Annotated in this window: 21 protein-coding genes; 11 read left to right on the top strand and 10 right to left on the bottom strand. The window is 67.9% G+C overall.

Annotated elements, in window-relative coordinates; all coding sequences use genetic code 11:
• Nucleotides 1-103 precede the first annotated feature (103 nt).
• Both KEG57_RS09130 and KEG57_RS09135 read left to right on the top strand, forming a co-directional pair.
• On the top strand, nt 104-739 hold the full coding sequence (locus KEG57_RS09130) for a hypothetical protein (protein ID WP_272417689.1): 636 nt from the start codon (nt 104-106) through the stop codon (nt 737-739).
• Nucleotides 736-978 (top strand): hypothetical protein, encoded by a 243-nt coding sequence (locus tag KEG57_RS09135; RefSeq protein ID WP_272417690.1) that lies wholly within the window; start codon nt 736-738, stop codon nt 976-978. Before KEG57_RS09130 ends, KEG57_RS09135 begins: the two co-directional genes overlap by 4 nt.
• A 56-nt stretch (nt 979-1,034) precedes the next feature.
• Here the strand turns inward: KEG57_RS09135 and KEG57_RS09140 are convergent, their stop codons facing one another.
• From KEG57_RS09140 to KEG57_RS09150, 3 genes are all read right to left on the bottom strand, one after another.
• The gene (locus KEG57_RS09140; protein WP_272417691.1) at nt 1,035-2,129 is read right to left on the bottom strand and encodes a DUF4215 domain-containing protein; all 1,095 of its coding nucleotides are present in this window, start codon (nt 2,127-2,129) and stop codon (nt 1,035-1,037) included.
• Nucleotides 2,130-2,220: 91 nt separating this feature from the next.
• Nucleotides 2,221-3,153 carry a ribonuclease Z gene (gene rnz / locus KEG57_RS09145; RefSeq protein WP_272417692.1) on the bottom strand — a complete coding sequence of 311 codons (933 nt, stop codon included), beginning with the start codon at nt 3,151-3,153 and terminating at the stop codon, nt 2,221-2,223.
• Nucleotides 3,154-3,235: 82 nt separating this feature from the next.
• Nucleotides 3,236-4,051: a M15 family metallopeptidase gene (locus KEG57_RS09150; protein WP_272417693.1), complete on the bottom strand. Its 816-nt coding sequence runs from the start codon at nt 4,049-4,051 to the stop codon at nt 3,236-3,238.
• A 62-nt stretch (nt 4,052-4,113) separates the two neighbouring features.
• On the opposite strand from KEG57_RS09150, the gene KEG57_RS09155 reads away from it, so the two are divergent.
• Together KEG57_RS09155 and hrpA are read left to right on the top strand one after the other, a co-directional pair.
• On the top strand, nt 4,114-4,650 hold the full coding sequence (locus KEG57_RS09155; RefSeq protein WP_272417694.1) for a hypothetical protein: 537 nt from the start codon (nt 4,114-4,116) through the stop codon (nt 4,648-4,650).
• Nucleotides 4,651-4,749: 99 nt separating this feature from the next.
• Complete coding sequence (gene hrpA / locus KEG57_RS09160) at nt 4,750-8,451, top strand: ATP-dependent RNA helicase HrpA (RefSeq protein ID WP_272417695.1); 3,702 nt, start codon at nt 4,750-4,752, stop codon at nt 8,449-8,451.
• A 693-nt stretch (nt 8,452-9,144) separates the two neighbouring features.
• Here the strand turns inward: hrpA and KEG57_RS09165 are convergent.
• Nucleotides 9,145-9,783, bottom strand: a complete 639-nt coding sequence (locus KEG57_RS09165) for a hypothetical protein (RefSeq protein WP_272417696.1) — start codon at nt 9,781-9,783, stop codon at nt 9,145-9,147.
• Between the two features lie 128 nt (nt 9,784-9,911).
• Nucleotides 9,912-10,646 (bottom strand): hypothetical protein, encoded by a 735-nt coding sequence (locus KEG57_RS09170; RefSeq protein ID WP_272417697.1) that lies wholly within the window; start codon nt 10,644-10,646, stop codon nt 9,912-9,914.
• Between the two features lie 184 nt (nt 10,647-10,830).
• Here KEG57_RS09170 and KEG57_RS09175 point away from each other — a divergent pair, with 184 nt between their 5' ends.
• Nucleotides 10,831-12,762, top strand: a complete 1,932-nt coding sequence (locus tag KEG57_RS09175; RefSeq protein ID WP_272417698.1) for a hypothetical protein — start codon at nt 10,831-10,833, stop codon at nt 12,760-12,762.
• A 1-nt stretch (nt 12,763) separates the two neighbouring features.
• Here the strand turns inward: KEG57_RS09175 and KEG57_RS09180 are convergent, their stop codons facing one another.
• Nucleotides 12,764-13,255, bottom strand: coding sequence for an LEA/WHy family protein (locus KEG57_RS09180; RefSeq protein ID WP_272417699.1), 492 nt, complete (start codon nt 13,253-13,255; stop codon nt 12,764-12,766).
• Between the two features lie 26 nt (nt 13,256-13,281).
• Entirely contained in the window at nt 13,282-14,568 is a 1,287-nt protein-coding gene (locus tag KEG57_RS09185) for an ExbD/TolR family protein (RefSeq protein ID WP_272417700.1), read from the bottom strand.
• 252 nt (nt 14,569-14,820) lie between these two features.
• Here KEG57_RS09185 and KEG57_RS09190 point away from each other — a divergent pair, with 252 nt between their 5' ends.
• Nucleotides 14,821-15,381 (top strand): 3'-5' exonuclease, encoded by a 561-nt coding sequence (locus tag KEG57_RS09190; RefSeq protein ID WP_272417701.1) that lies wholly within the window; start codon nt 14,821-14,823, stop codon nt 15,379-15,381.
• Between the two features lie 42 nt (nt 15,382-15,423).
• Nucleotides 15,424-16,680, top strand: a complete 1,257-nt coding sequence (locus KEG57_RS09195; RefSeq protein WP_272417702.1) for an FAD-dependent oxidoreductase — start codon at nt 15,424-15,426, stop codon at nt 16,678-16,680.
• 3 nt (nt 16,681-16,683) lie between these two features.
• Here the strand turns inward: KEG57_RS09195 and KEG57_RS09200 are convergent, their stop codons facing one another.
• Nucleotides 16,684-18,633 carry a hypothetical protein gene (locus tag KEG57_RS09200; RefSeq protein WP_272417703.1) on the bottom strand — a complete coding sequence of 650 codons (1,950 nt, stop codon included), beginning with the start codon at nt 18,631-18,633 and terminating at the stop codon, nt 16,684-16,686.
• A gap of 113 nt (nt 18,634-18,746) precedes the next feature.
• Between KEG57_RS09200 and KEG57_RS09205 the strand changes: the two genes are divergently transcribed.
• Nucleotides 18,747-19,469, top strand: coding sequence for a hypothetical protein (locus tag KEG57_RS09205; protein ID WP_272417704.1), 723 nt, complete (start codon nt 18,747-18,749; stop codon nt 19,467-19,469).
• Nucleotides 19,466-20,173, top strand: coding sequence for an enoyl-CoA hydratase/isomerase family protein (locus tag KEG57_RS09210; RefSeq protein WP_272417705.1), 708 nt, complete (start codon nt 19,466-19,468; stop codon nt 20,171-20,173). Before KEG57_RS09205 ends, KEG57_RS09210 begins: the two co-directional genes overlap by 4 nt.
• A 9-nt stretch (nt 20,174-20,182) precedes the next feature.
• On the opposite strand, the gene KEG57_RS09215 is transcribed toward KEG57_RS09210, so the two are convergent.
• A complete protein-coding gene (locus KEG57_RS09215) occupies nt 20,183-20,560 on the bottom strand; it encodes a hypothetical protein (protein ID WP_272417706.1) in 378 nt (125 codons plus the stop codon).
• 37 nt (nt 20,561-20,597) lie between these two features.
• Nucleotides 20,598-21,749, bottom strand: a complete 1,152-nt coding sequence (locus KEG57_RS09220) for a fatty acid desaturase family protein (protein ID WP_272417707.1) — start codon at nt 21,747-21,749, stop codon at nt 20,598-20,600.
• A gap of 65 nt (nt 21,750-21,814) precedes the next feature.
• Between KEG57_RS09220 and KEG57_RS09225 the strand changes: the two genes are divergently transcribed.
• Both KEG57_RS09225 and KEG57_RS09230 read left to right on the top strand, forming a co-directional pair.
• Nucleotides 21,815-22,465 (top strand): hypothetical protein, encoded by a 651-nt coding sequence (locus KEG57_RS09225; protein ID WP_272417708.1) that lies wholly within the window; start codon nt 21,815-21,817, stop codon nt 22,463-22,465.
• A gap of 222 nt (nt 22,466-22,687) precedes the next feature.
• Complete coding sequence (locus tag KEG57_RS09230) at nt 22,688-23,122, top strand: YncE family protein (protein WP_272417709.1); 435 nt, start codon at nt 22,688-22,690, stop codon at nt 23,120-23,122.
• Nucleotides 23,123-23,199 lie beyond the last annotated feature (77 nt).

A 23,199-nucleotide genomic window follows, 5' to 3' on the forward strand; every position in this document is an offset into this window, starting at 1 on the left:
TGCCCTCGTCGACGCGCCCGGGATAAAGTCCGCTCCGCTTCGAACGGATCGACGAGCGCCATGGTTTCCCGTTGGGGGGGCGGCGCGCGAAGGGAGATCTACGATGAACGGATTGTGGAAGAAGGGCGCCGTGGCCCTCGTGCTGGGCGGGTTGCTCGGCGTGACGGGGATGGCGTCCGCGGATGTGGCGCCGGACCCGAGGCCGGTCCCGGTCGTGGACAAGGGCAAGGGCCCGGAGAAGGCGCAGGCGGGCAAGGGGCCTGAGGGCAAAGGGCCCGAGGACAAGGGCAAGCCCGAGGACAAGGGCAAGCCCGACGACAAGGACAAGGCCGACAAGGACAAGGATGCGGGCGCCGACGCGGCCGCGGCTCCGGCCGAGTCCGAGGCGGACCAGAAGGCCCGGGAAGAGAAGCGCAAGGCCAAGAAGGAAGCGCGCAAGACGAAGTCCAAGGAGGAGCGCGACGCGCTCAAGAAGAAGGTCTCGGCCGCGCTGAAGGGCCAGCCGATGGCCGTGGCCATGAAGCAGGAGCTCGAGCGGCATGCGCGCCGCCTCGCGCGCCTCGAGCGCGTGAAGGACCTCGCCGAGGAGGCGAAGGACACCGAGGCGACCGAGCGCGTGCAGAAGCTCCTCGACAAGGAGAACGCGCGCCACGAGAAGTGGATGTCGAACTACGACGCGAAGGGGACGGGCGCGAAGGGCGTGGACGGAAAGCCCGCGGAGAAGGCAGGTGAGAAATGAATCGCTCGATCGTGCTCGCGCTTTGCGCGCTCTCGGCGCTCGTCGTCGCCTGTGAAGAGCCGAAGTCCCAGACCGGCGGGACGACGGGCGCCGCCCAGGCCCCGGCCCCGGTGGTCCTCGACGACAAGGACATCCCGACCGCGGCTGATTACGACGATCAGGCCGAGAAGGACATCTCCGCCACGAACTACAAGAACGAGCTCGACACGCTCGAGAAGGAAATCACGTCCCAGGATTGAGCCAGGGGCGGAGAGCCGTGCAGGCGAGGGGCCGGGAGACCGGCCCCTTTTTCATTTCAGTTCGTCCCGCAATAACGAAGGTGGCAGACCGGCGTCAGCGGCAGGTAGAACACGTAAAACCCGCCGCAATGCGCGATCTGGATCGCGGACGACCAGCTGCAATTGTTGCCCGACCAGTTGAAACACACCGTCGCGTTCACGACATCGCCCTGCTGGGCCGGGTAGGAACCCTGGACCCATCCGGGCGCGTCGGTGCCGCAGGCGTAGTCGGGCGGCGGGAACGTCGGCATCTGCGTGCCCGCGGCGCCCATGAACCGGTACCAGCCCTCCCCGATCACCTCGCTGTCGCAGACCTCGACCCCGCCGTCGCCGTCGTTGAAATTGACGTTGCGGTCCGCCTCGCTCAGCGTCGCGTAGCTCATGCATTGCGGCAGGAGGTTGTCCTTCGTGCAGCCGGGCCCGCAGCCGTCGCCGCCGACGAGGTTGCCGTCGTCGCACTCCTCCACGCCGGACCGGACGAACCCGTCGCCGCAGATCGCGTTCTTGCACGCGACGCACCCGTCGGTGTTCGACAGGTTCATGTCGTCGCATTCCTCGACGCCCACCTGGACGAACCCGTCGCCACACGTCGCCACGTTGCAGCCTTGCAGGCAGCCGTCCGTGTCGTCCGTGTTCCCGTCATCGCAGGCTTCGATCCCCGCGAGCACGAATCCATCCCCGCAGGTCGCGGTCTTGCAAGCCGACGTGCAGACGTCGGTGTCGTCCTGGTTGCCGTCGTCGCAATCCTCGCCTTCCTGGATCGTGTTGTCGCCGCAGGTCGACAGCTTGCAGGCATTCGTGCAGCCGTCGTCGTTCACCATGTTGCCGTCGTCGCAGCCCTCGACGCCTTCCCAGACGAACCCGTCGCCGCATTTGGCCGTCTTGCAGGTCGAGAGACAACCGTCGGTCTCGATGTCGTTGCCGTCGTCGCATTCCTCGCCGGTCTGATACACGCCGTTCCCGCAAGGCGACGGCACCCCGCCGCCCTCGCCGCCCTCGCCTCCCTCGCCGCCCTCGCCTCCTCCTTTCACCGGATCGGGCGCGTTGACGAAGGAGCAGGCGGCGAAGAGCGTGAGGGCGAGGAAAATCCCAGCGTGGCGAAAGGCGGTCATGGCATCTCCCGGACAAACTCGGCCAAGCAAGCGCCATGTTCGTCCGGAACGCCGGCAACGTCAAGCGCGGCCGGCCCCGATTTCGGGCGCGTCAATCGCGCAGCGGTAGATCGATCCCATCACCGTCCTCGGCCACCATCACCGGTGTCCGCTCTCCGAGCTCCTCGCGCGCCTGGCCGAGCAGAATGTCCGGATCTCGATCGTATCGCGTCGACAGGTGCGTGAGCACGAGCCGCTGGGCGCCCGCGTCGCGCGCCACGATCGCCGCCTCCCGCGCGGTCGCGTGCCGCGTCTCCCGCGCGCGCGCCTGCTCCTGATCGCCGAACGTCGCCTCGTGCACCAGCACGTCCGCGCCCTCCGCTGCCCGCATCGTGCCCTCGCAGGGCCGCGTATCGCCGGAAATCACGATCCGCCGGCCGTGCCGCGGGGGCCCCATCACCTCGCGGGGCGCGATCGTGCGCCCGCCCGGCAGCCGTACCACCTCGCCGCGCTGGAGTTTGCCGAAGAGCGGACCCTCGGGCACGCCGGCCGCGCGCGCCGCCGCCGGATCGAACCGACCCGGCCGCGGATCCTCGATGAGCACGTACCCGATCGACGCAATGCGGTGGTCCGTCGCGAACGCCTCGATGCGATATCCGTCTCCGCGGAACACCACGTCGCCGGGCTCGGCTTCGGCGATCGTCACGGGCAGGGGCGCGTCCTCGGCGCCGAGGCGGATCACCTTGGGCAGGAACGTCGCGGCCGTGCGTGGGCCGACGAGCGCGAGCGGCTCGGTGCGGCCGAGCATGCCGAGCGTGCGCAAAAAGCCGATGATGCCGAGGTAATGGTCGGCGTGGAAATGCGTGAAGAACACGGCGTCGAGCGCGAAGCCCGTGCCGAAGCGGATCATCTGCCGCTGCGTGCCCTCGCCGCAGTCGAAGAGGAAGCTCTGGCCCTCGCGCTTGACGAAGAGACCGGACAGGTTCCGGTGCGCGGTCGGGGCCGCGGCGGACGTGCCGAGGAAGGTGAGGCGTAGGCTCGACATGGGAGGGGAGAGGGGACGTTTTCTTCGGACCGGCCGGACGAACGTACCACGCGCGCGGGCCCCTGCCATCCCGCGCTTTCGATCACGGTGTGGACGTGATTCGGTCCGGGTCGCCGAGGAACTCGAAGTGCATCGTGTCCTCGAGCTTGTCGTGCCCGAGCCAGTAGAAGCCGTATCGCTCGAACGTCTCGATCCAGCACCGCGGCAGCTCCGCGCGCTCGTAGGCGGTCGCGCCGTGCTTGCGGCATGCCGGGTGATCGGGGAACGGCTCGACGCAGCGGCAGCAGGGGTTGCGCTCGGGATCGATGTCGATCGCGATCCCATAGAGGTGGTTCGAGACCTCGCCGTTGTGGAACGTGTTCTTGCCGCGCACGCCGAGCAGGCGCTTCGGCTCGTAGGGCGTATCGCCGCAGCGCTCCGCGATCGCTTGCTCCACGCAGCGCAGGGCGGGCACGATCCTTCGGTTCACCTGCACGGGCAGGCCGAGGAAGCGCGCTTGCTCGATGTAGTCGCCGACCGCGTGCTCGTTCCATTCGAGCGGCACCGCGCCCGAGGACCTTCCATATCGCTCGGTCCGGAACCGGAGCGCCCGCGTTTGCATGTCGATGCGGGCTTTGCGCTCCTCGGGGGACAAGCCGTCCTGGATCGCGTAGTTCCCGCGCACCAGGAACGGCAGCGGTTTTTGCTGGTTGCAGGCGATCCCTTCGAGCGGCACGGCGGGCGCGCTCGACGCGTGCGCCGCCGCCGCGACAGCAAGCGCAAAGACGAGCCCGAGCCCCACATGCCCGGGAAGGGCGCGACGCAGGGCACGGCGGTCGTCGCGTGGGTCGATCACGGCGATGCGAGAATACCAGAAAGAAAAAACGAGCGAGCTCCGCGCGCCGCCCACTTCGGACATATCCTGTCCGATTCGACGCCGCGTGGACGGGGTCGGCTTGCCCTGGTATCCAGTCGTGGCGCATGATTCGGCTCGAGCTCGCCGGCGTTCACTCGCTCCTTCTGTCGCCGCTCTGCGCGCGCTGCCCGCACGGGCGGGCCGGCTGCTGCGAGGCCCCGCCGGCCGTGGCCTGGGCCGACATCGGGCGGATCGTATCGCTCGGCGGCCGTGATTTTTTGCTTGCCGAGATCCACGAAGGCCGCCTCCTCCCGCAAACGCGTGGCCTCTCCATTCGACGGGCTCCGCCGAGCGAGCCCTTCCCCGAGCGTTGTGGCTACCTCGGCCCGACTGGTTGCGTCCTTCCGCCCGATCGAAGGAGCGCCACCTGCAACTATTACCTTTGCGAGGAAGCCTTCTCCGCGGCGGAAAACGAGGGAGATCCGCGCGTGCCGCGAGGCCGCAAGATGCACGATCGCTTGACCGCGCTCTTCGGCCGTTGGGACCTCGAGCTCGCCGAGGCGATCGGCGCGCGATATCCGGACGGCGCGCCCTGGGACGCCGAATTCCTCGATTGGCTCGGCGCCGAGCTCCGCGCGCTCGTGCGCAAAGCGCGGGTGTAGGGCAGGGACGATCACGCACGTAGGTGATCGTCCGAGCAGGATTTCTCCGTCCCACGGCCGCAAGCGCGGATCTCCGGAGGATGCTATCCCTCGGCCGCCGTGAGCCAATCGCCCGTCGAGTTCCCCGAAGAGCTGCCCATCTCTGCGCGCGTGCGCGACATCGCGCAGGCGATGCACGAACACCCCGTCGTCATCATCGCGGGCGAGACCGGCTCTGGCAAGACCACGCAGCTCCCGAAGGTCGCGCTTGCCATGGGCCGCGGCCTCCATGCGCGCATCGGCGTCACGCAGCCCCGCCGCATCGCTGCGACGAGCGTCGCGGCCCGCGTCGCCAAGGAGCTCGGCGTCGACCTCGGCAAGGAGGTCGGCTACAAGATTCGATTCGCCGACCGGACGAGCCCGTCGACGTACGTCCGATTCATGACGGACGGCATCCTCCTCGCCGAGATCCAGGGCGACCCGCTCCTCCGCGCCTACGACACGCTCATCGTCGACGAGGCGCACGAGCGCACGCTCAACATCGATTTCCTCCTCGGCTACCTCAAGCGAATCCTGCCTCGGCGAAAGGACCTGCGCGTCGTCGTCAGCTCCGCGACGCTCGAAACCGAGCGATTCTCGGCCTTCTTCGACGGCGCGCCCGTCATTCAGGTCTCGGGCCGCACGCACCCGGTCGAGGTCATCCACCGGCCGCCGCGCAAAGAAGAGACCGAGCTCGCCGAGACGATCGGCAATACCATCGAGGAGATCACCGAGCTCGACCCTCGCGAGGACATCCTCGTCTTTTTGCCCGGCGAGCGCGAAATCCACGAGACCATGGACGAGCTGCATTCGCACGGCCTGCCGCACACCGTGGTCCTTCCGCTCTACGGCCGCCTCCCGCAATCCGAGCAGCAACGCGTCTTTGCCCCCTTGCCGCAGCGGCGCATCGTCCTCGCCACGAACGTCGCCGAGACCTCGCTCACGATTCCGGGCATCGTCTACGTCATCGACGCCGGCCTCGCCCGCGTCAATCGTTACCACGCGCGCTCGGGCGTCACGACGCTCCAGATCGAGCCGATCTCCCGCGCCAGCGCCGAGCAACGCAAGGGCCGCGCGGGCCGCATCCGCAGCGGCGTCTGTTTCCGACTCTACGAAGAGCGCGACTTCGAGACGCGCCCGGCCTACACCGACCCCGAGGTTTTACGGGTCGGCCTCGCGGGCGCCATCTTGCAGATGAAATCGCTGGGGATCGGCGACATTCGTGATTTCCCCTTCCTCGACCCGCCCCCGCGCCGCGCCGTCGACGAGGGATATCGGGTCCTCGAAGAGCTCGGGGCGATCGACGACGCAGGCGAGCTCACGGACATCGGCAAAAAGCTCGCGCGCCTCCCCCTCGATCCGCGGCTCGGCCGCATGGTCCTCGGCGGCGAGGCGGAGGGCGCGCTGCGCGAGGTCCTCGTCGTGGCCTCGGCGCTCGGCATCCAGGACCCGCGCGAGCGCCCGCTCTCCGCGCAGAAGCAGGCGGACGAGGCGCACCGCAAATTCCGCGACGAACAGAGCGACTTCGCCGGTCTGATCAAGCTCTGGCACGCCTACAAGCAAGCCGAGGCGCGGCTCTCGAAGAACCAGCTCCGCAAGTGGTGCCGCGACAACTTCCTCTCGCACCTCCGCATGCGCGAGTGGAGCGACATCCACCAGCAGATCTCGCAGATCGTGCGGGAGATGGGCTTCCGGGTCGAGGGCACGCAGGGCGACGGCGGCGACGGCGTGCACCGCGCGATCGTCCCGGCCCTGCTCAGCAAGATCGGCATGTGGAGCCAGGAGGCGAAGGCGTATGTCGGGGCCCGACAAACCCGCTTCCAGCTCCACCCGTCGAGTGGCCTCTCGAAAAAGCCGCCCGCGTGGATCATGGCGGCCGAGCTCGTCGAGACCTCGCAGCTCTTCGGTCGCACCGCGGCGCGTGTCGATCCCGGCTGGCTCGAAGAGGCGGGCGGCTCGCTTTGCCGCAAGCACCACAGCGACCCGCACTGGGAGGAAAAACCCGCGCAGGTCATGGCCCGCGAGCAGGTCTCTCTTTACGGCCTGCCGATCGTACGAGACCGAAAGGTTCATTACGGCCCGCTCGACCCTGCGGCTTCGCGGAAGATCTTCATCACGCACGCGCTCGTCCGGCAGGAATACGCGACCAAGGCGCGCTTCATGGAGCACAACAAAAAGCTCTTCGACGAGGTGAAGCGGCTCCGGGACAAGGCGCGCAAGAGCGACATGCTCGCCGACGACCACGCCCTCTCCCTCTTCTTCGAGGAGCGCATCCCCGAGGGCATCTACAGCGGCAAGACGTTCGAGGCCTGGCGCAAGGAGGCTGAGGAGAAGAACCCGCGCCTGCTCGAGCTCTCGCTCGCGGACGTCCTCCAGGGCGAAGCGGACGAGCTCACGCCCGAGCGATTCCCGGACACCCTCTCGCTGTACGGCACCAAATTGCCGCTCACGTACCGCTTCGATCCGGGCGAGGACGACGACGGCGTCACGATCTCCTTGCCCCTCGCGCTCCTCCCGCAGGCGGATCCGGCCGTGTTCGAATGGACCATTCCGGGCTGGCACGCCGAAAAAATCGAATGGCTGCTCGACGCGATGCCCAAGGCCGTCCGCAAATCGGTCGGCGGCGTGAAGGAGCTCGCGGCCGAGCTCGCGCGGCGGCACCGCCCCTTCGAGGGCCCGATGCTCGAAGCCCTCGCCCGCTCGATCCAGGAGCGTACGGGCGTCCGCGTCCCGATGGATGCGCTCCGCCCGGACGAGCTCCCGCCCTTCTTGCGATTCTATTTCCGCGTCCTCGACGAGGAGGGCCGCGTCGTCGGCGAAGGGCGCGACCTCGCGGCGCTCAAGGAGCGATTCGCGAAACGCGCGCGTGATGCCTGGGCCGGCGCGTCGAAGGCGACCCTCGAACGCGAGGGCCTCACCTCGTGGAGCTTCGAGACCTTGCCCGAAGAGGTGCGCATCGAGGTCGCGGGCCGAAAGCTCGCGGGGTATCCCGCGCTCGTCGACACGGAGATGTCGGTGGCCCTGCGCGTGCTCGCCTCGCGCGAGGCGGCGGACGAGGCCACGCGCGGCGGATTGCGGCGGCTTTTTTTGCTCCAGATGAGCATGCCGATGAACAAGCTGGAGCACCAGGTCTCTGCGGCCGTCGCGACGGGCGCCCTCGCCGAGCGCGCGGGCGCGGGCGGTGTTCCCTTGCGCCGCCAGATCGTGCTCCGGGCGCTCGACGACGCGTTCGGTTTGAACGACCCGGGCCGCTTCCCGCGCGCGCGCAAGGACTTCCTCGCGCGCCTCGACGCCGGCAAGGTCGAGCTCGCGGCGAGCATCTCTCGCCTCGGCAAGCTCGCGCAGGAAATCGCGGCGGAGCTCTCCCGCGCCGAACAAGCGCTCCGCGCGCTTTTGGGCAAACCCGGCGCGCCCCGCGCATCCCTCGCGGAGATCCGAATGCAGCTCGACCACCTGATCCCGCCGGGCATGTTCCTGCGCGAGCGGGTCGAGCGCCTCGCGCACCTGCCGCGTTATCTCCGCGCCGTGCAGATCCGGCTCGAACGCATGCCGAATGGCCCGCAGAAGGACCAATCGAAGTCCGAGCAGGTTTTGCCGTTCTGGAAAAACTACCTCGACCACCACGAAGGCCTGCGTGGGCGAGGTGTCCCGGGGGAGGACCTCGACACGTTCCGGTGGCTCATCGAGGAACTGCGCGTCTCGCTGTTCGCGCCGGAGCTGAAGACGGCTGTGACGGTATCGCCGCAGCGGCTCACGGAGTTCTGGCGGGTGTTATCGGGCTGATCTCTCGGGGCCGCCGCGCCGGGGCGCCGCCCCGGACCCCGCGGGGGCTGTTCGCCCCTCGACCCGAACCAGGGCAAGCCCTGGACTCGGGGTGGAAGAACTGCGATGCGCAGTTCTTCCAAGCAGGCCGGTGGCAAGACCGTCGAGGTTGGTCGCATACACGGACAACCTTGCGGGAAGGGTGATGCCAGCGTCGGAAGCGGGGTGAAGCCGTCGCGGAGAGGGGTGCTCCTGTCTTCACCACGGGTGCGCCTTCGGTGACGAGGACGGGGGACCCTGCCGGGCGCCGGTGGGCCCTTCCTACGCGGGGAGACAAGGCCATCTTCATGAACGATTTCGAGTATCTGCCGGGTGAGGTCGACGTGGGGCCGGCGAGGGGTCCACCTGTCTCCGAGGTGAGTCGTACTCACCTGCGGGAGGCTCGGGACCCTTGGAAGGAGGGTTGCGTCAGGGCGCGGCCAGGGACCGGACATGTCCGGACGACGGACGCGACCCTCTGCGGGAGGGATGTGACCCTCTTGGAGGAGGGTCGCGACAGGGGTGGGGGAGGGTCGCAGCGGTGGTGGCACGCTGGACGCTCACGCGAATGGGGCACTGTTCTTCGACCCGATCGTCAATGGGTACTCGAGCGGGAACGGCGGGAAGGCCGAACGAGCCCTCCCCAGAGCTCGCGCGAGCCTCCCGGCGGTCGACTCACGGCGCGTCCCCGCCGGCTCCGCCACCGTGGGTTGCTTTCCACTCCCTTTTCCTCTTCGACGGCATTTCTTGGGTCATCTCCGCGAGCGCGCGCATGCTTTCACCGAGCGAGTCCCGGACGGGCATCTCGACGGCAAAATCCTCCGCCCCTGCCTCTGCGACGCGCCGCCACTTCTCGTCGACTGGCTGCCCCACGTTCTCCGAAAGCTCGACCAGATGGGGGAAGAAATAGGGAGCGGCCGCCACGTACCTCGGATCCTGATGGCTGAATGCGTCTTCGAACGCAGCCAACGCTTCCCGATGCCTTCCGAGCGCTTGCAGGATCCGCGCTTTTTCGCTGCCGTGCGCCCATCGATACGTGACGTTCTCGAATCCGAGCTGCGCGACGGTTTCCGCGGCTTGCAGCGCCTCCTCGTACCTGCCAGCTTCGTAGAGGATGAACGCGCGATCCCTGGCGACGCTTCGAGCCAGCCATCCATCATGATCGCGATGGCGATTTGCTTCCTCGAACGCATCCCAGCTCGCCAGCGCTTCGTCGTATTGGTCGCGACTCATTAGCTTGATGATGGCGAGGCCCTTGTATTCGAATGCGTCTTGTACCTCCAGCCGGTCAAGACAGGTCGCGCACACGCGCACCGTGCGCCCTGCGCACGTGTACGAATGTGTCGCCTCCCGCTTCTCGCAGGACCAGCAAGGTTGAGGTCTTCCACTGGGAGGAGGTTTTTCACTGGGAGGCTGCATGGCGATTCACTCCTGAAGGGGACTCAGTTCGTGCGGGGACACCTCTCCTCGGGCCAACGGTTATGATTTTTGCACTCCATGTAACATCCGTGACAGTCTTTCTTGTTTCCATAGATCTCCTTCTCCTCCTTCGGTTGCCACGGATTGTCGAGACACTCGTCCAACAGCGCCTGGCACCGCCTCTCCACCGCACGCCGCCGGCCGGCCGCCTCGACCGCCTCGACCACCTCCTCCGCGACATGCACTGTGAGCGCCACGACGATCGTCACCCCGGCAGCGACGATCAAGATCGGAACCAGGTTCACGGCGGCCGCCGCGGCTGCGGCCGCGGGGTGGCCCATGGGAGCCCGTCCGTCTGGGGAGACGCTGCCGCCGTAGACCGGCCCCGAGGAACGCAGCGAGGTGACGACCCCAGGCAACGACATGCCGTGGAGCGCATCCTCCATGCAGGACACGATCTCCCGATCGTTGATCAACGACTCCCTGACCTCGACCTTGTCGACCTGACCGTCCGCCGTCACGTCGACGTCGAACATGATGGCGTAGTGCGTATCCGTCAGCCGCGCCGCGCCATGCTCGGCGCAGGCCTCGAGCCGCGCGACAGTTGCCGGAGGGACCGACGGGCCATCGTGCGAACCGTGAAAGCTGGGCCGCGGGTTCCCCATGGGGCTGCTCCCACAGCCGAGCGGCGTGAAGACAAAGCCCAACCCGAGGGCGAACCCCAAGGATGCCGTAAGCCTCGTGGTGGTCGAGGCCATGTTCGAGCGTGTATCGACAGACCTGCAACCAAGCGACAAGCGAGCGGTGGGCTCGTGGCATTTGGTCACTTCATTGATCTTGCCAACGGTTCTGAGCCTTCGCTCTGCGCGTCCCATGCGGCCCCACCCCCCAGATCCAGATCCCTGGGAACTTCTCGCCCCGTCCGGCTACTCTACCCGCTGGATGTCCCGCCGCGCCCTTTGCACCGTGATCCTCTCGGTCCTCGGGCACGCCCTTTTCCTCCGCTACGGCGCCCCGCGCGCGCCCGAGGTGCCCCGGACGATCGCCGCGTCGACTGCGACCTCGCCCATCGCCTCCGTCGCCGACTCCCTCGCGCGGAACGAGCGCACGCGCGAGGCCCGTCGCAAGCTCGTCGAGTCCGCCCGGAGCGACCGCAAAAAGGGGCGCCTTGCACTCGGCCGATTCCTTCTCGAAGCGAATCGTATCGACGCCGAGGAGGCCGGCGAGGAGCTCGACGTGGCCGAGGCCCTCATCCGCTACGAAGATCGCCTCTCGCGATTGCGTCAAGCCCTTCGCGAGGGTGATCCCGTCACGCTCGCCGTGCCCTGGGCCTTCGAGGACATCAAATACTACGGCCAACCGGGCGGACGTATGGCGGATGCACTCCTCGACGGCGGCGGGTCCTGCGAGCAAGTCGCGCAGCTCGTCGTCGCGGCCGTGTTCGACGCGGGCAAGCCTGCCGAGGTCGCGTTGCGCTTTTATGGAAAGCCCATGTCCGACGGCGTCGCGCACCTCGCGCCCATTGCGATCCACGGCAAAGAGGAGCACGACCTCATGGCCGGTACGCCCGCGACCCCAGGCGGCAGCCGCGTCGCACCCGACGAGCTCGTCGAGGTCTATGCACGCGTGCATGGCCTCGCGCCTCCGATCGCCGCCGCTGCCAGCGGGGGCGGGGGAACCGGCAAAGAGGCGGCCCCGCCTGCATCCGCCGAGCCCACCGATTCCGCCCCCTCGCGCCCCTCCCTCTCCGCCGGGTTTCCGCCGAATGCGGACGTCTACCCCGGCACGCTCCCGCTTTATGCCGTGCGCGCCGTGAAACAACCGGGCGAACCGGGCGATGTCCTCGAAGATCCGAGTTTCGCCGCCGAGGGTGCGCGCCATTGCGCTTATTTCCTCCGGATGGCCTCGCTCAGCCCGCCGACGATCGAGGTCGAGCAGGGGGTCACGCTCGAACCCTATCCCACGCCGAGGCCCCAGCGCCTCGAACGCGAGGCGTTCCTCCTGCGCGTCGCCCAGGACCTCGCGAAGAGCCCCCAGGCCGACGAAGCGGATCGGCTCATGAGCCTTGCGTGCCTCACCGCGCTCGGCGAGGTCGCCGGCACCGATTTCACCCTCGCGGGCGAGCGACGCCTCGCCAATGCCGCCGTCGCCACGGGCAAACAGGCCCGGGAGGCGGGCGAAAAGGCGCTCGCCGCGATACGCTGGTCGAGCGAGGACGGCGCGCGAATCGCCAAGCGCATCGAGACCGAATACGCTGGCCGAAGCTGGATCCTCCTCTTCTTGAAAGGCGGCGGCGACGTGGTCCTCGACCTCACGCTGCGCGCTCCGCGGGACAACTGGGGGCGGGTGAATGCGCTCGGCGCGCTCGTGCTTTTCCCCGAAACCCGCGCCCGCGCCATCGAGGCCTCGGCGAGGTTACCGCTGCGTGACCAGGTCGACGTGATGCACGAGGTTTTCCACGCGCACGACCACCTTCGGCCCTGGGCCACGAATTTCGACCTCGAAACGCCGCCGAACGCCTCGGAGGCCGTGCTGCGATTCGTCCGTGCCTATCGCGTATTCCGCGGCGTCGCATTTCGCCTCTGGGAGGGACAACGCGAGGCGGGTGAGACGCTCGCCGCATTGAGCGAGGAGGCGCGCGCGGCGGGCCTCGACCGGGCCTGGGAGGCAGCGATGATCGATTACCACGCGCGCAACGTGCTCGGCCTCTACGCGCAGCGGTCCTCGGGTTTCGAGGTCGTCGCGGCGCTCGTCGATGCGACGCGGGGCAATCCGGATCCGTCGCTGGATCCGCTCCGCAAGCAGCTCGCCTACATCGAGGCCGAGGGCCGGCTCGACGCGCGCACGCTGGCGGATGCGTTTCGGATGCGGTGATTCAGAACGAAATCCCCGCCGCCGCCAGCAAATCCTCCCGTCCGAGCGCCCCCGCCTCGTCGATCGGATAATTGTCCTTCTCCACCCCGAGCGCCCGCACGGCCGTCACATCGGCGCTTCCTTTCACCGTGTACCGCAACGTCGGCGTCCTCCGCGCCTCGTCGACCACGCCGGGCACCAGCGTGAAGGGTATCGCCACTGGCACGCGCACGATCGTCGATTGGCCGGCGGCGAGCCACTGGTTCGGACTGTAATCGATCGTCGGAAGCGCGTACTTCTCCGCGAACGTCACCGTCACCCGCACATTGCGGATCTCGATGTCGAACGAGTTCGGGTTGTCCACGGTCATGTACACGTCGAGCCCGATGCCCCGCAGCGACGCCGAGCGCAGCTCGGCATGATGCAGCCGCAACGTGGGTTTTTCCGCGGCGCAACCCGAGGCGCCGAGGGCGAGGGCCGTGACGAGGAACAGGTGCCTGTGGAGCTTCGTCATCGTTTGCCGACCAGGATAGATCAGGTTCACGGCTCCAGGCGGAAAAAAGCTCCTTCGCTCGCCGCGCGCGCCACGTCGCCCCAGGTCGCGTGGCTCGAAAGGGGCGCGCCGTTCGGGGCCATCCGCAGCTTGCTCCAGCAGCAGCGACGTCGTAGCGCGATCTCGCCGAGCGTCACCGTGGAGACGCTTCGCTCGGGGTGGGCGCCGAGGATCGCGACGTGCCCCCGGTAATCTTTTTGCACGACCGAGAGGATGGGGAGTACGCGCGCCATCGGCGTATCCGCGGAGGCCGAGATCACCACGATCGGATCCACGACATCCCTTTGCTGGAGCTCTCGAAACAGCTTTCGTTTGTTCTCCAGGATCACCAGGAGCTCCGCGACTTCCGCCACGCGCCCGCCGTCGATCTGGATCCCCTCTGCGTCGATCGCCACCTCGGGCGCGTCGTCGCTCCCGTCGCAGTGCCCGGCGGGGGGAAGCGAGGTGGCCGCAGAATGGCTCCATTCGGAGCAATATCCATCGTGATCCGCCGGAAGCGGCAGCGGATGCCGCGCATCGTGGGCCATTCCCCGCGCTCCGGCCCATCCGGCGAGCCCGAATGCGAAGACCGCGGCGCCGATCGGCAGTATCCCTTCGGGGTCCCGCGCGACCGTGTCCTTGGCGCTGCGCCGCGAAACGGCAACGAGGACCCCGCTGCCCAGCGTCGCCAGCGCCAGGATGACCACGCGGGCAATCGACGAGACGTCTCGTCCCTCCCGCTGCAGATCGCGAATGCATTTGTTCCGATCTTCGACCGTGCCGCAGAACAGCCCGAGCTGGAGGTACGTCGTGTGGAAGTGGTAAGAAACGCCCACGCCCGTTGCGACGCCGAGCGCGCAGGCAAGGGCCGCCGCGATGGCGAAGGGCCGCAGCGCGCCCGCGCGTCGCGCGAGGAGGGCGAACGCCGCGCCCGAAAACCCTGCAATCGGTACGAGCGCGAGGCCGAAGACGCGCCACGCCGCGTGGATCTCCCCGAACGCGATTCCCCACGCCCATCCCATTTTTGCCGAGGGCAGCGTGGGCTCGACCCCGAGGGTCGAGGCGTGCGCCTCGGCGAGGACGCGCGATGTGGCGAAGGCGCCGAGTGCGAACGTCCCGAAGGTGAGGGCCATGATCACGCGCGTGGTCTTCGTGACGCCGCTCCGCCGCGCGAAGAGCGCTGCGACGACGAACGCGAGCGAGGCGAGGACCGAGACGGAGAGCGCCGCGACTGCGATCGGGCCGAAGGGCCTCGCGGCCAAGAGGTCCTGCAGATCCCACAGCGAGAGGAACATCAACGCCACCCGAAGGAGGCCCAGAGCGCCTCGTAATCGGCGGCATCGAGCACGGCGAGGCACGCAAGGGCCACGCCCCAGAGGGCGAGCAGAGCGGGAGCGAGGTCGCGTTTCATGGTGGGTGGGACCCGGGGCGCCCGGGTGGATTGGGCCGGCCCTCTTCGGTCAGGCTAGCCGATGTCCGGGATCGTGTCCGGGCGCTTCGGTGGGGGTCTCCGTCAAACTGCGCAAAAAAGAGAACAGGAGACACCGATGACTTCCCCCAGCCATTACCTCGTCATCGACCTCGAAGCGACATGCTCCGAGGACGGATCGATCCCGCGCGAGGAGACCGAGATCATCGAGATCGGCGCCGTGCTCGTCGAGGCGGAGACCTTGAAGACCGTGCGCGAGATGCAGACGTTCGTGCGGCCGATTCGCCACCCGCGCCTCACGCCGTTCTGCACGAAACTCACCACCATCACGCAGGCCGACGTCGACGCCGCGCCGCGTTTCCCTGCGGCCATGGGAAAACTTCGCGATTTCCTCGGCCGCGACGCCGCCCTTTTCTGCTCGTGGGGCAACTACGATCGCAATCAGCTCGAGCGCGACGCGCGTCGCCATGGCATTCGCCTCCCGCTCGGCAAGGACCACTGGAACCTCAAGGCGGCCTTCGCGCGAAGGCACAACGATGGCCGCGAAATCGGCGTCGGCCAGGCGCTCCGCAAGCTCGGCCTCTCGTTTCAGGGCACGCACCACCGCGGCATCGACGATGCGCGAAACATCGCGCGGATCCTGCCATACGTGCTCCGGGACGCAAAAGAACGCGCTTGACACGCGCCGCTCCATGGCATCCTCTTTCATGCTGCGCGCGGCATGAAACCCATCGACGTCGGCATCATCGGCTGCGGCACCGCGGGGAGCGCCGCGGCCCTTTTTCTCTCGCGGGCGGGGCATCGGGTCACGGTCTACGAACGCGTGCCCGATCCGGGCCCCGTCGGCGCCGGCGTCATGCTCCAGCCCACGGGGCAAGCCGTCCTCGGCGTGCTCGGCCTGCGCGACGCCGTGCTCGCCCGCTGCACGCCCATCACCCGCATGATCTGCCGCACGGCCGGCGGACGGCAGCTTTTCGATCTTCGTTATGGCGACATCCCCGGCGATCGCGTCGGGTATGGCCTCCACCGCGGCTTGCTCTTCGAGCACCTCTTTCGCGCCGTGCGCGCCGCGAACGTGACCTTACGCCTCGGGGTGACGGTCGAAAACCTGGAGAATGCCGGCAAAGGCCGCGGATTGTATTTCCTCACGCCCGAGGGCGAGCGCCTCGGGCCGCACGCGGTTTGCGTCGTCGCCGACGGCGCGCGCTCGCAACTCCGCGACGATACCTGCATTGGCAAGCGTATTCGACCCTATCCGTGGGGCGCGTTGTGGTTCGTCGGGGAGGACCCGGGCGGAACGTTCCGGGGCGAGCTCAGGCAGGTCGTGCGCGGGACCGGGCGCATGGTGGGCCTGTTGCCGACGGGATTCGGCCCGGGCGAAGGGCCGACCACGGACAAGATCAGCCTTTTTTATAGCCTCCCGGCCGCCGGGCTCGACGCGTGGCGCGCCGCCGGGCTCGACGCCTGGAAGCGCGAGGTACGCGCGCTCGCGCCGGCCGCGGAGCCGGTGCTCGATCAGATCCATTCCGCCGACGAGGTCCTCTTCGCGCGATATCACGACGTCTCGATGTATCCGTGGAACGACGACCGCGTCGTGTACCTCGGCGACGCGGCGCACGCGATGAGCCCGCAGCTCGGCCAGGGGGCGAACCTCGCGCTCTGGGACGCGATGGTCCTCGCGGAGGAGCTCGCAGCGCACGAATCCTTGCCCATCGCGCTCGACGCGTATTCGCGCGCCCGCCGCTCCCACCTCGACTATTACCAGTTCGTCACGCGCTGGCTCACGCCGTTCTTCCAGAGCGACCTCGCGCCGCTCGGCTGGCTGCGCGATTTCGGGTTTCCCATCGCCACGGCCATGCCATTCGTCCGCCGCCTGATGGTGCGCAGCATGTGCGGGATCGCGCAGGGAATCGGGATCGACGCGCCGATCGCGCTACCGGCGCCCGATCCCCTGCCGCGGCTCGGCGCTACCGCCTGACGATCACTTCGGCGAGTCGATCACCGCCACCGTCCACTGCGGGCTCACGTATTGCGCCGTGAGGCTCTGGCCCGGGATCCAGAACGCCGGCTGGCTCGGATCCTCCGTCCCCGCCGCGAGTTTTTCCCGGTTCAGCGCGGTGATCCAGAGCTGCTTGCATTGCTTCTGCCCCTGCACGAGCGAGCACGTGCTGTTCTGCGGCGTCAGCTTGTGCCCATACGGCCGCTCCGACGCATACGCCAACCAAACCCATTTCTTCCCGACCGTCGGCGCCCATTGCGACCACGTGCTGCTCCAGACCTGGTCCGGGCCGTTTGACGCGCCGCGCTTCAGCTCGAGCACGGTCTTGTCGCTCCGCCGCACGAGCGCGATGCGGCCCGACAGGTTGATCAGTGATTGTTGCGTCTTGATCGACCACCACCCGTTCGCCCGCGTGAACGAGACGACCGAGCCGTCGGGCGAGATGCTCGGCAGCACGTTGTTTTCGCCGCTATCCGGGTTCGTCCCCGCGGCCGGGGGCGCGGCCACGAGCACCTCCGGCGTGCCGAACTGGAACGACCCATCGGCCATGTATTGCACGGACATCTGCACGATCGATCCGAGCACCGTGTCGTCGCCGAGGAGGCGCACGTAATTCGAGTTGCTGTCGTATGCCGTGAATACCACGAAATCGCCGCCCGGCGACCAATCCGGCATCAGCGTCGCGTGCCCCACGGCGGTCGGCAGCTCTCCGATGGCCTCGGCGAGGTTGTTCGGGATCGGCTCGTTCGTGTCCGGATTGACGAGCAAGAGCCGCACCGTGCCCGGCGTGTTTTGCGGGACGTTGTCCGGCGCCGTGAAGAGCATCGCGGGCCGCGTCTTTTCTTCGAGCGGATTGAACGCGGCGTACGTCCCGCGGACGGCGGGGCTCGGCGTGATGGTGGATGCATAAAGCTTCTGGGCCTCGTCGTAGGAGAGCGCGCCGAAATTGAAATTGCCGCCGTCGAAGCTGTACGCGAAGCGCTTGCCGTCGCGCGAGATGCGGTGGCAGCCGGAGCAGGGCTGACCGGGCGAGAGCGCGGGGCTGTTCGTCGGCAGTGGCACGTCCGTGCCCTTGATGATGTCGAGCACGCGGAAGCTGCCCGTCGACGATTGCCACACGTAAATCGCGCTCTCGTCGATCCCATCGGACGCGACCGTGAGCGAGCGCGGGCTGCCGGCGCGGACCATGCCCGATCCGAGCCCATCGACCGCGAGGTTCACCGCGACGTCCGGGCTCGACTGCGCGATCTTCGTCCAGACATCGGCGGGGAAGGCGAGCTCGCGCCCGGTCGTGTAAAGCGTGACGTCGAGGATGTCGGGGCTCGTGATGCGGACGCGATACACGCTGCTATCGCCGCCCGGCGTCCATTGCGCCTCGATCGGCGGCAGGTTTGCCGGCAGCACGACGCCGTCCTCGGGGTATTCGAAGGCCGGGGCATTCGCGGGATCCGGATCGGCCGTGGCGGCGTCGAAAGCGGCCTTCGTCGAGGCATCCGTGCCCGGGAGGAAGACGTCGCCGCGGAGCGTCAGCGTGAGCGACGCTTCGGCCGTCACGCCATCGTACGTCGCGAAGACCTTCGATTTGCCGCCGAGACCTTTGACGGACACGCTGCCGCCCACGACGTCCGCGAGCGCGGGGTTTCCCACGAACCATTCGACCTCGCTCGTGACGTCGACTTCGGGCTCGCCTTCACGCTTCGCATAAGCGCGGTGCGGGATGGCTGGCGCCGTGCCCGAGAGGTCGAGCGTGACGGTGGTCGCGGGCGGATCGATGCGGAGCGACACGGCCGCGGGCGCGTCCGGGCCCGCGTCTTCGTTCGCGCCGCCGGGCCCGGTGCCGGTGCCCTGCGTATCGGAGCAAGCGGATGCAGCCGCGCCGAGGACGGCGAGGCCGAGGGCGAAGAGGAAAAGGTGTCTTTGGCGAGGTCGCATGCTGCGAGGATACACGAGATCCGAAGGCGCGCGGGGCTCGTCGCAACATTCTTGGCCCGTTCGCGGCGCTCGTGCCACTCACCTCGGACCCTGTCACAGCGGAAGGAAGAGCCTTGATTCGACCCATCGCCGTCCTCGTCGCAGGCATGCTCCTTTCGAGGCCGGGGATGCCGAAGGACGAGGCGAATCGTTATGCCCGGGTCCTCGCCGAGGTTGCGGCGGCGCGTGGCTTCGATCCACTCATCGCCGTGGCCATCGTGCATTTCGAGACGCAGTGGCGCCCCACGCTCGTCTCGGCCGACGGAGAAGATTATGGCCTCGGGCAGGTGCGCGCGCGGTTCGCGGGCGCCTGCCGCGACGACGCCGATCCCGTGAACGCGCCGAGCGAGGCGTGCCAGCGCGTGAAGGATTCGCTGCTCGACGGCGCGACGAACCTCAGGCGCATGGGCGGGATCATCGCGGCCAACATGGAATTCTGCAAGGTGAGGACCGGCAGCGCGAAGACCGAGCGCTGGCTCTCGGGCTATCAGGGGTATGGCGATCCCGAGCGCGGCCGATTCTGCGAGCCGGGCGAAAAAACGCGTATCGTGCTCGATTACTACAAGGATCTCGTCGCGAAGCTCGCGCCGCCTCCGAAGCCCGCGCCGAAGCCGAAGGCCACGCGTCCACCGCCGCCGGACCACGGCGCGGAGCCCACGCGCGCGGCGCGGCCGCCGAGCCCGGATCGCGGCGCGAAGACGCAGGCGGCGAAGAAACACGAAACGACGAAGAAAGCGCCACGCGCAAAGGCCGGCAAGGCGCACGCGACGCGGCCCTCGCAAAGGAAGACACGATGACCGAGATCATCAAGCTGTCGGGACCCGGGAAAAACGCGCTTTCGAGCGCCATGATGCGCCACGTCCTCGAAGGGCTCGACAAGGCCGCGGGCGCGCCGGTCCTGCTCACGGGGGAGGGAGATGCATTCTCCGCGGGGCTCGACTTGAAGGAGGTCCTCATGCTCGACCCCGGCGGCATGGTCGCATTCCTGCGCCTGCTCGAGCAGTGCATGACGACCCTTTATTTGTATCCGGGGCCCACGATCGCCGCCGTCAACGGCCACGCCATCGCGGGCGGCTCGGTGCTCGCCGCTTGTTGCGACGTGCGTATCGCCACGAGCAAGCCCACGGCGAAGATCGGCCTCAACGAGACCGCGCTCGGCCTGCGTTTCCCGCCGCGGATTCTCGCCATCCTGAGGCGCCGCCTTCCGCCTCAGCACCTCGACGAGATCCTCCTCGGCGCGGGCCTCTTCGCTCCCGAAAAAGCCCGGCTCCTCGGCCTCGTCGACGAGGTGGCCGACGACCCGTACGAGGTCGGGCTCGCGCGTCTCGCAGAGCTCGCAAAGCACCCCGCGGCGGTTTATGCGCAGACCAAGCAGGACCTGCGGGGAACGGCGGACAGCCTGTATCCTAATGCCGATCACCCCCGCGCCATCGACGGGATGCTCACCTCCTGGGATCCCGCCATCGTGCAAGCGAAGATCTTGGCCGCCCTCAAGCGCTGAACGCGCATTTCAAGGCGAGAGCCCGCCTGCCGAGGTCGCTTCGATCGAATCGGCGAGCGGGCACTTCTCCATTCCGATCTCCTTCGCCTTCGCGCGGATCATCTGCGCCTGCTCCTCGGGGCCCTTCACACTGACGAGCGTACGAAACTCGATTCCGTCAGGATTCTCGATGTGATCGGCGAGCCACGCCGTCCGTTGCTGCCCGATCGCCAGCGGATCCTCCTCCGCGGTGAGCCCGGCGCGCTGGTCGACCTCGCACATGAGCTTCACGGCGTCGGCGAAGGTTTGTCCGGTTTGCGTCGGGGCGGCGGGCTCTGGGGCTTGGGAGGCGCCGCAGCCCACGGCGAGGAAGATCGAGAACGAGGCGAGGAGCAGGGAACGTCGCATGCCGCATGGACACGGAAGGCCCTGCGGCTTTGGGTCCTCAGATCGCGGCCGTCGCCGCGGGGACGGACGTCGGGCGGACGGCCTTCTCCGGCTCCGCACGCTTGACCCCGCGGCGCATCGACGTCTTTCCGACCGCGATGTCGACCATCTTCTTCACCCGCGAAAAGACGCTTTCCTGCACGTAGGGGATCCCGTACTTCTCGCAGAGCGCTTTCACCTTCGGCTGCACCTCCTGGTATTTGCGCATCGGGATGTCCGGGAAGAGGTGGTGCTCGATCTGGTAATTGAGCCAGAGATGCGCGGAATCGACGAGATCGCCGCCCGTCTTGAAATTCGTCGAGCCGATCACTTGCCGCACGAAAAACTCCGCGCGCGAGGCCGGGCGATCGTCGAAGCGGTAGAGGTCGTCTCCGGTGTGGTTCGGACCGATGACACAGAACGTGTGCACGTTCGTGACCATCTCGGCCATCAATGAATTGCAGAACGCGCTGAAGACGCCCCAGGGGCCGAGCGGGAGATAACAGAGCGGCAGGAGCCCGAAATGGACCGCCGCATAGGGGAGATAACATTTCAGCCAGAGCTCCCGCGTCATGCCCTCTTTCGACGGGGCCTCGCCATCCCGCTCGGCGTGGCGCGCGCGATACACCTCCAGCGTGCTCGGCGCATAATACGAGGCGCGCCAGGTGAGCGCGAGGAGCCCCATGAGCGCGTAACGCACCGGCATGGAATGTTCGCGCAGCCCCTCGGTGTTGCGCTCGACGAGGTCCCGATCGTCGAGCTCGCCCGTGTAGGAGTGGTGCAGGACGTTGTGCTCGTAAATCCACGCCTCCGGTAAAATCCAATCGCACCAGTCAAGAAACCGCCGCTTTCCGCGCGCGAAGACCTTGCTCGTGTAACGCGCGGGCACGCCCGGCACCTTGTCGTAACCGCGGTGACCAATGTGATGCATGAGGATCCACCGCGTCGAGCGGCCGAGGCCGAGGAGCAATGCGCTCGCGGGGTTCGGCGCGAGGCCGGCGCCGAGCAAGCCGAGCGCGGTGCAGGTGCGCCCCCAGCGCTCGAGCTTGTAGAGGTGCCGTAGATCGTCCTCTCCGAGCGCGTCGTCGATCTCGCGCCGCAAGGCCTTGATGTCCGCGTGAAATGCTTCGAGGTCGATCTTGGAGAGGTCGAAAGGAAGGGGCTTTTGCATGGCGTCGGGCGACTCGCTGTAGCATCCTTCCCTCCGGACGGAAAGCGCCGTAAGCTCGCGCGGCGATGAAGCGGAGAGGCGTGCTGAAGGCCGGCGTGGCGCTCGCGGTGACCCCACTTTCGTTTTTGCGCGAGGGGCACGCTTGTGACGGGCACGGCAACTGGGAGACGTCGCCGCCGCCCGAGAAAACGGCCGAGAAAGCGCCCGTCTGCGAGCGGCTCGTCGCGCGGATCGGGCGAAACCACGGGCACGCCTTCACGATCACCATCGCCGACGTGCTCGCGGGCGTCGACAAAACGTTCGACCTCACAGGGACGTCCGGCCACCGGCACACGATCACGGTCACCGCTGCCGATTTCAAAAAAATCGGCGCGGGGCAAATCGTGCGGCTCGCGTCGACCCGCGAGGGCGGGCACATCCACAGGCTCTTCCTCGAATGCGCGCCAGCGGTGGATCCGCCCGAGCGCGTGAATGCCTGCGAAATCGAGGTGGCCGGCAAGGACGAGCACGAGTTCGTCCTTCCGGACGCGCACGTCAAGGCGAAGGTCGAGCGGACCTACAACATCCAGGGCCTCGCGGGGCATGAGCATTCGGTGACGGTCACCGCCGCCGATTTCGAGGATCTGCTGCGCGGCAAGCAGGTGAAGATCCCGAGCTCGCGCGGGACCGACGGGCATAACCACCTCGTGTTCATCCGCTACCCTCGGAAGGCCTGATCAAAAGGTTCGCACCCGGTCGGGAATGGCGGCGTCGGGCAGGGCGTACCGAGGGCCCAGGACCTCGCCATGTCGATCCGCTCCTCCCTCGCATGTGCTGCCCCGCTCGTCGTTGCGCTCGCCGGTGCGTGCACGAGCGTGGGGCCAGCAGAAACGTCGAGGTTTTCGACCGCGTCCGCCGCAGACGTCACCCGCAAACACCGACCGGCAAACACGTCCCCCGTGGCGAGCGACACAAGGGCGGCGACAAACCCCTGCGCGCGACGCCAATCCGAGACGATCGCCAGGCCCGAATCCCCAATCCGTCAAAGCAGCACCATTGCCCTCGCCCGGCAGGCCGATCGAACGCTCGCCTACGTCGCCGACGCCGATCGCCGCGCCCTTCACACGGTGGACGTCGACGGCCGGGCCGTCCTCGCGACGACGCCCCTCGGCGGCGCGCCTTCGCAGCTCGTCGTTCTCGCGGATGGAAGGGTCGTCGTGTCGCTCCGCGATTCCAACCGCGTCACCATTCTCGAACCCGCACCCGCGCCCGAACATGGGCTCGCGCCCCTCTGCGAAGCACGAACGCCGAGCGAACCGATCGGCCTCTTCGTCACCCCGAACGAATACCTTAGGAGATCCCCCGGCTCTGCCGGGGAGGCAGCCGAAGTTTGACATTTCCGGGGGTCTAAAGGCGGAACCCCCTTCGTGAGCCGCTCAAAGCAACACGAAAGGGGTTCCAGTGGACGAGT

The organism is Polyangium jinanense (assembly GCF_028435365.1).

What these genes read in the sequence shown, in the direction of transcription:
- KEG57_RS09130 (WP_272417689.1), top strand. Translation starts at nt 104, where the DNA reads ATGAACGGATTGTGGAAGAAGGGCGCCGTGGCCCTCGTGCTGGGCGGG.
- KEG57_RS09135 (WP_272417690.1), top strand. Translation starts at nt 736, where the DNA reads ATGAATCGCTCGATCGTGCTCGCGCTTTGCGCGCTCTCGGCGCTCGTC.
- KEG57_RS09140 (WP_272417691.1), bottom strand. Translation starts at nt 2,129, where the DNA reads ATGACCGCCTTTCGCCACGCTGGGATTTTCCTCGCCCTCACGCTCTTC.
- rnz (WP_272417692.1), bottom strand. Translation starts at nt 3,153, where the DNA reads ATGTCGAGCCTACGCCTCACCTTCCTCGGCACGTCCGCCGCGGCCCCG.
- KEG57_RS09150 (WP_272417693.1), bottom strand. Translation starts at nt 4,051, where the DNA reads ATGTCCGAAGTGGGCGGCGCGCGGAGCTCGCTCGTTTTTTCTTTCTGG.
- KEG57_RS09155 (WP_272417694.1), top strand. Translation starts at nt 4,114, where the DNA reads ATGATTCGGCTCGAGCTCGCCGGCGTTCACTCGCTCCTTCTGTCGCCG.
- KEG57_RS09170 (WP_272417697.1), bottom strand. Translation starts at nt 10,646, where the DNA reads ATGGCCTCGACCACCACGAGGCTTACGGCATCCTTGGGGTTCGCCCTC.
- KEG57_RS09175 (WP_272417698.1), top strand. Translation starts at nt 10,831, where the DNA reads ATGTCCCGCCGCGCCCTTTGCACCGTGATCCTCTCGGTCCTCGGGCAC.
- KEG57_RS09180 (WP_272417699.1), bottom strand. Translation starts at nt 13,255, where the DNA reads ATGACGAAGCTCCACAGGCACCTGTTCCTCGTCACGGCCCTCGCCCTC.
- KEG57_RS09185 (WP_272417700.1), bottom strand. Translation starts at nt 14,568, where the DNA reads ATGTTCCTCTCGCTGTGGGATCTGCAGGACCTCTTGGCCGCGAGGCCC.
- KEG57_RS09190 (WP_272417701.1), top strand. Translation starts at nt 14,821, where the DNA reads ATGACTTCCCCCAGCCATTACCTCGTCATCGACCTCGAAGCGACATGC.
- KEG57_RS09195 (WP_272417702.1), top strand. Translation starts at nt 15,424, where the DNA reads ATGAAACCCATCGACGTCGGCATCATCGGCTGCGGCACCGCGGGGAGC.
- KEG57_RS09200 (WP_272417703.1), bottom strand. Translation starts at nt 18,633, where the DNA reads ATGCGACCTCGCCAAAGACACCTTTTCCTCTTCGCCCTCGGCCTCGCC.
- KEG57_RS09210 (WP_272417705.1), top strand. Translation starts at nt 19,466, where the DNA reads ATGACCGAGATCATCAAGCTGTCGGGACCCGGGAAAAACGCGCTTTCG.
- KEG57_RS09215 (WP_272417706.1), bottom strand. Translation starts at nt 20,560, where the DNA reads ATGCGACGTTCCCTGCTCCTCGCCTCGTTCTCGATCTTCCTCGCCGTG.
- KEG57_RS09220 (WP_272417707.1), bottom strand. Translation starts at nt 21,749, where the DNA reads ATGCAAAAGCCCCTTCCTTTCGACCTCTCCAAGATCGACCTCGAAGCA.
- KEG57_RS09225 (WP_272417708.1), top strand. Translation starts at nt 21,815, where the DNA reads ATGAAGCGGAGAGGCGTGCTGAAGGCCGGCGTGGCGCTCGCGGTGACC.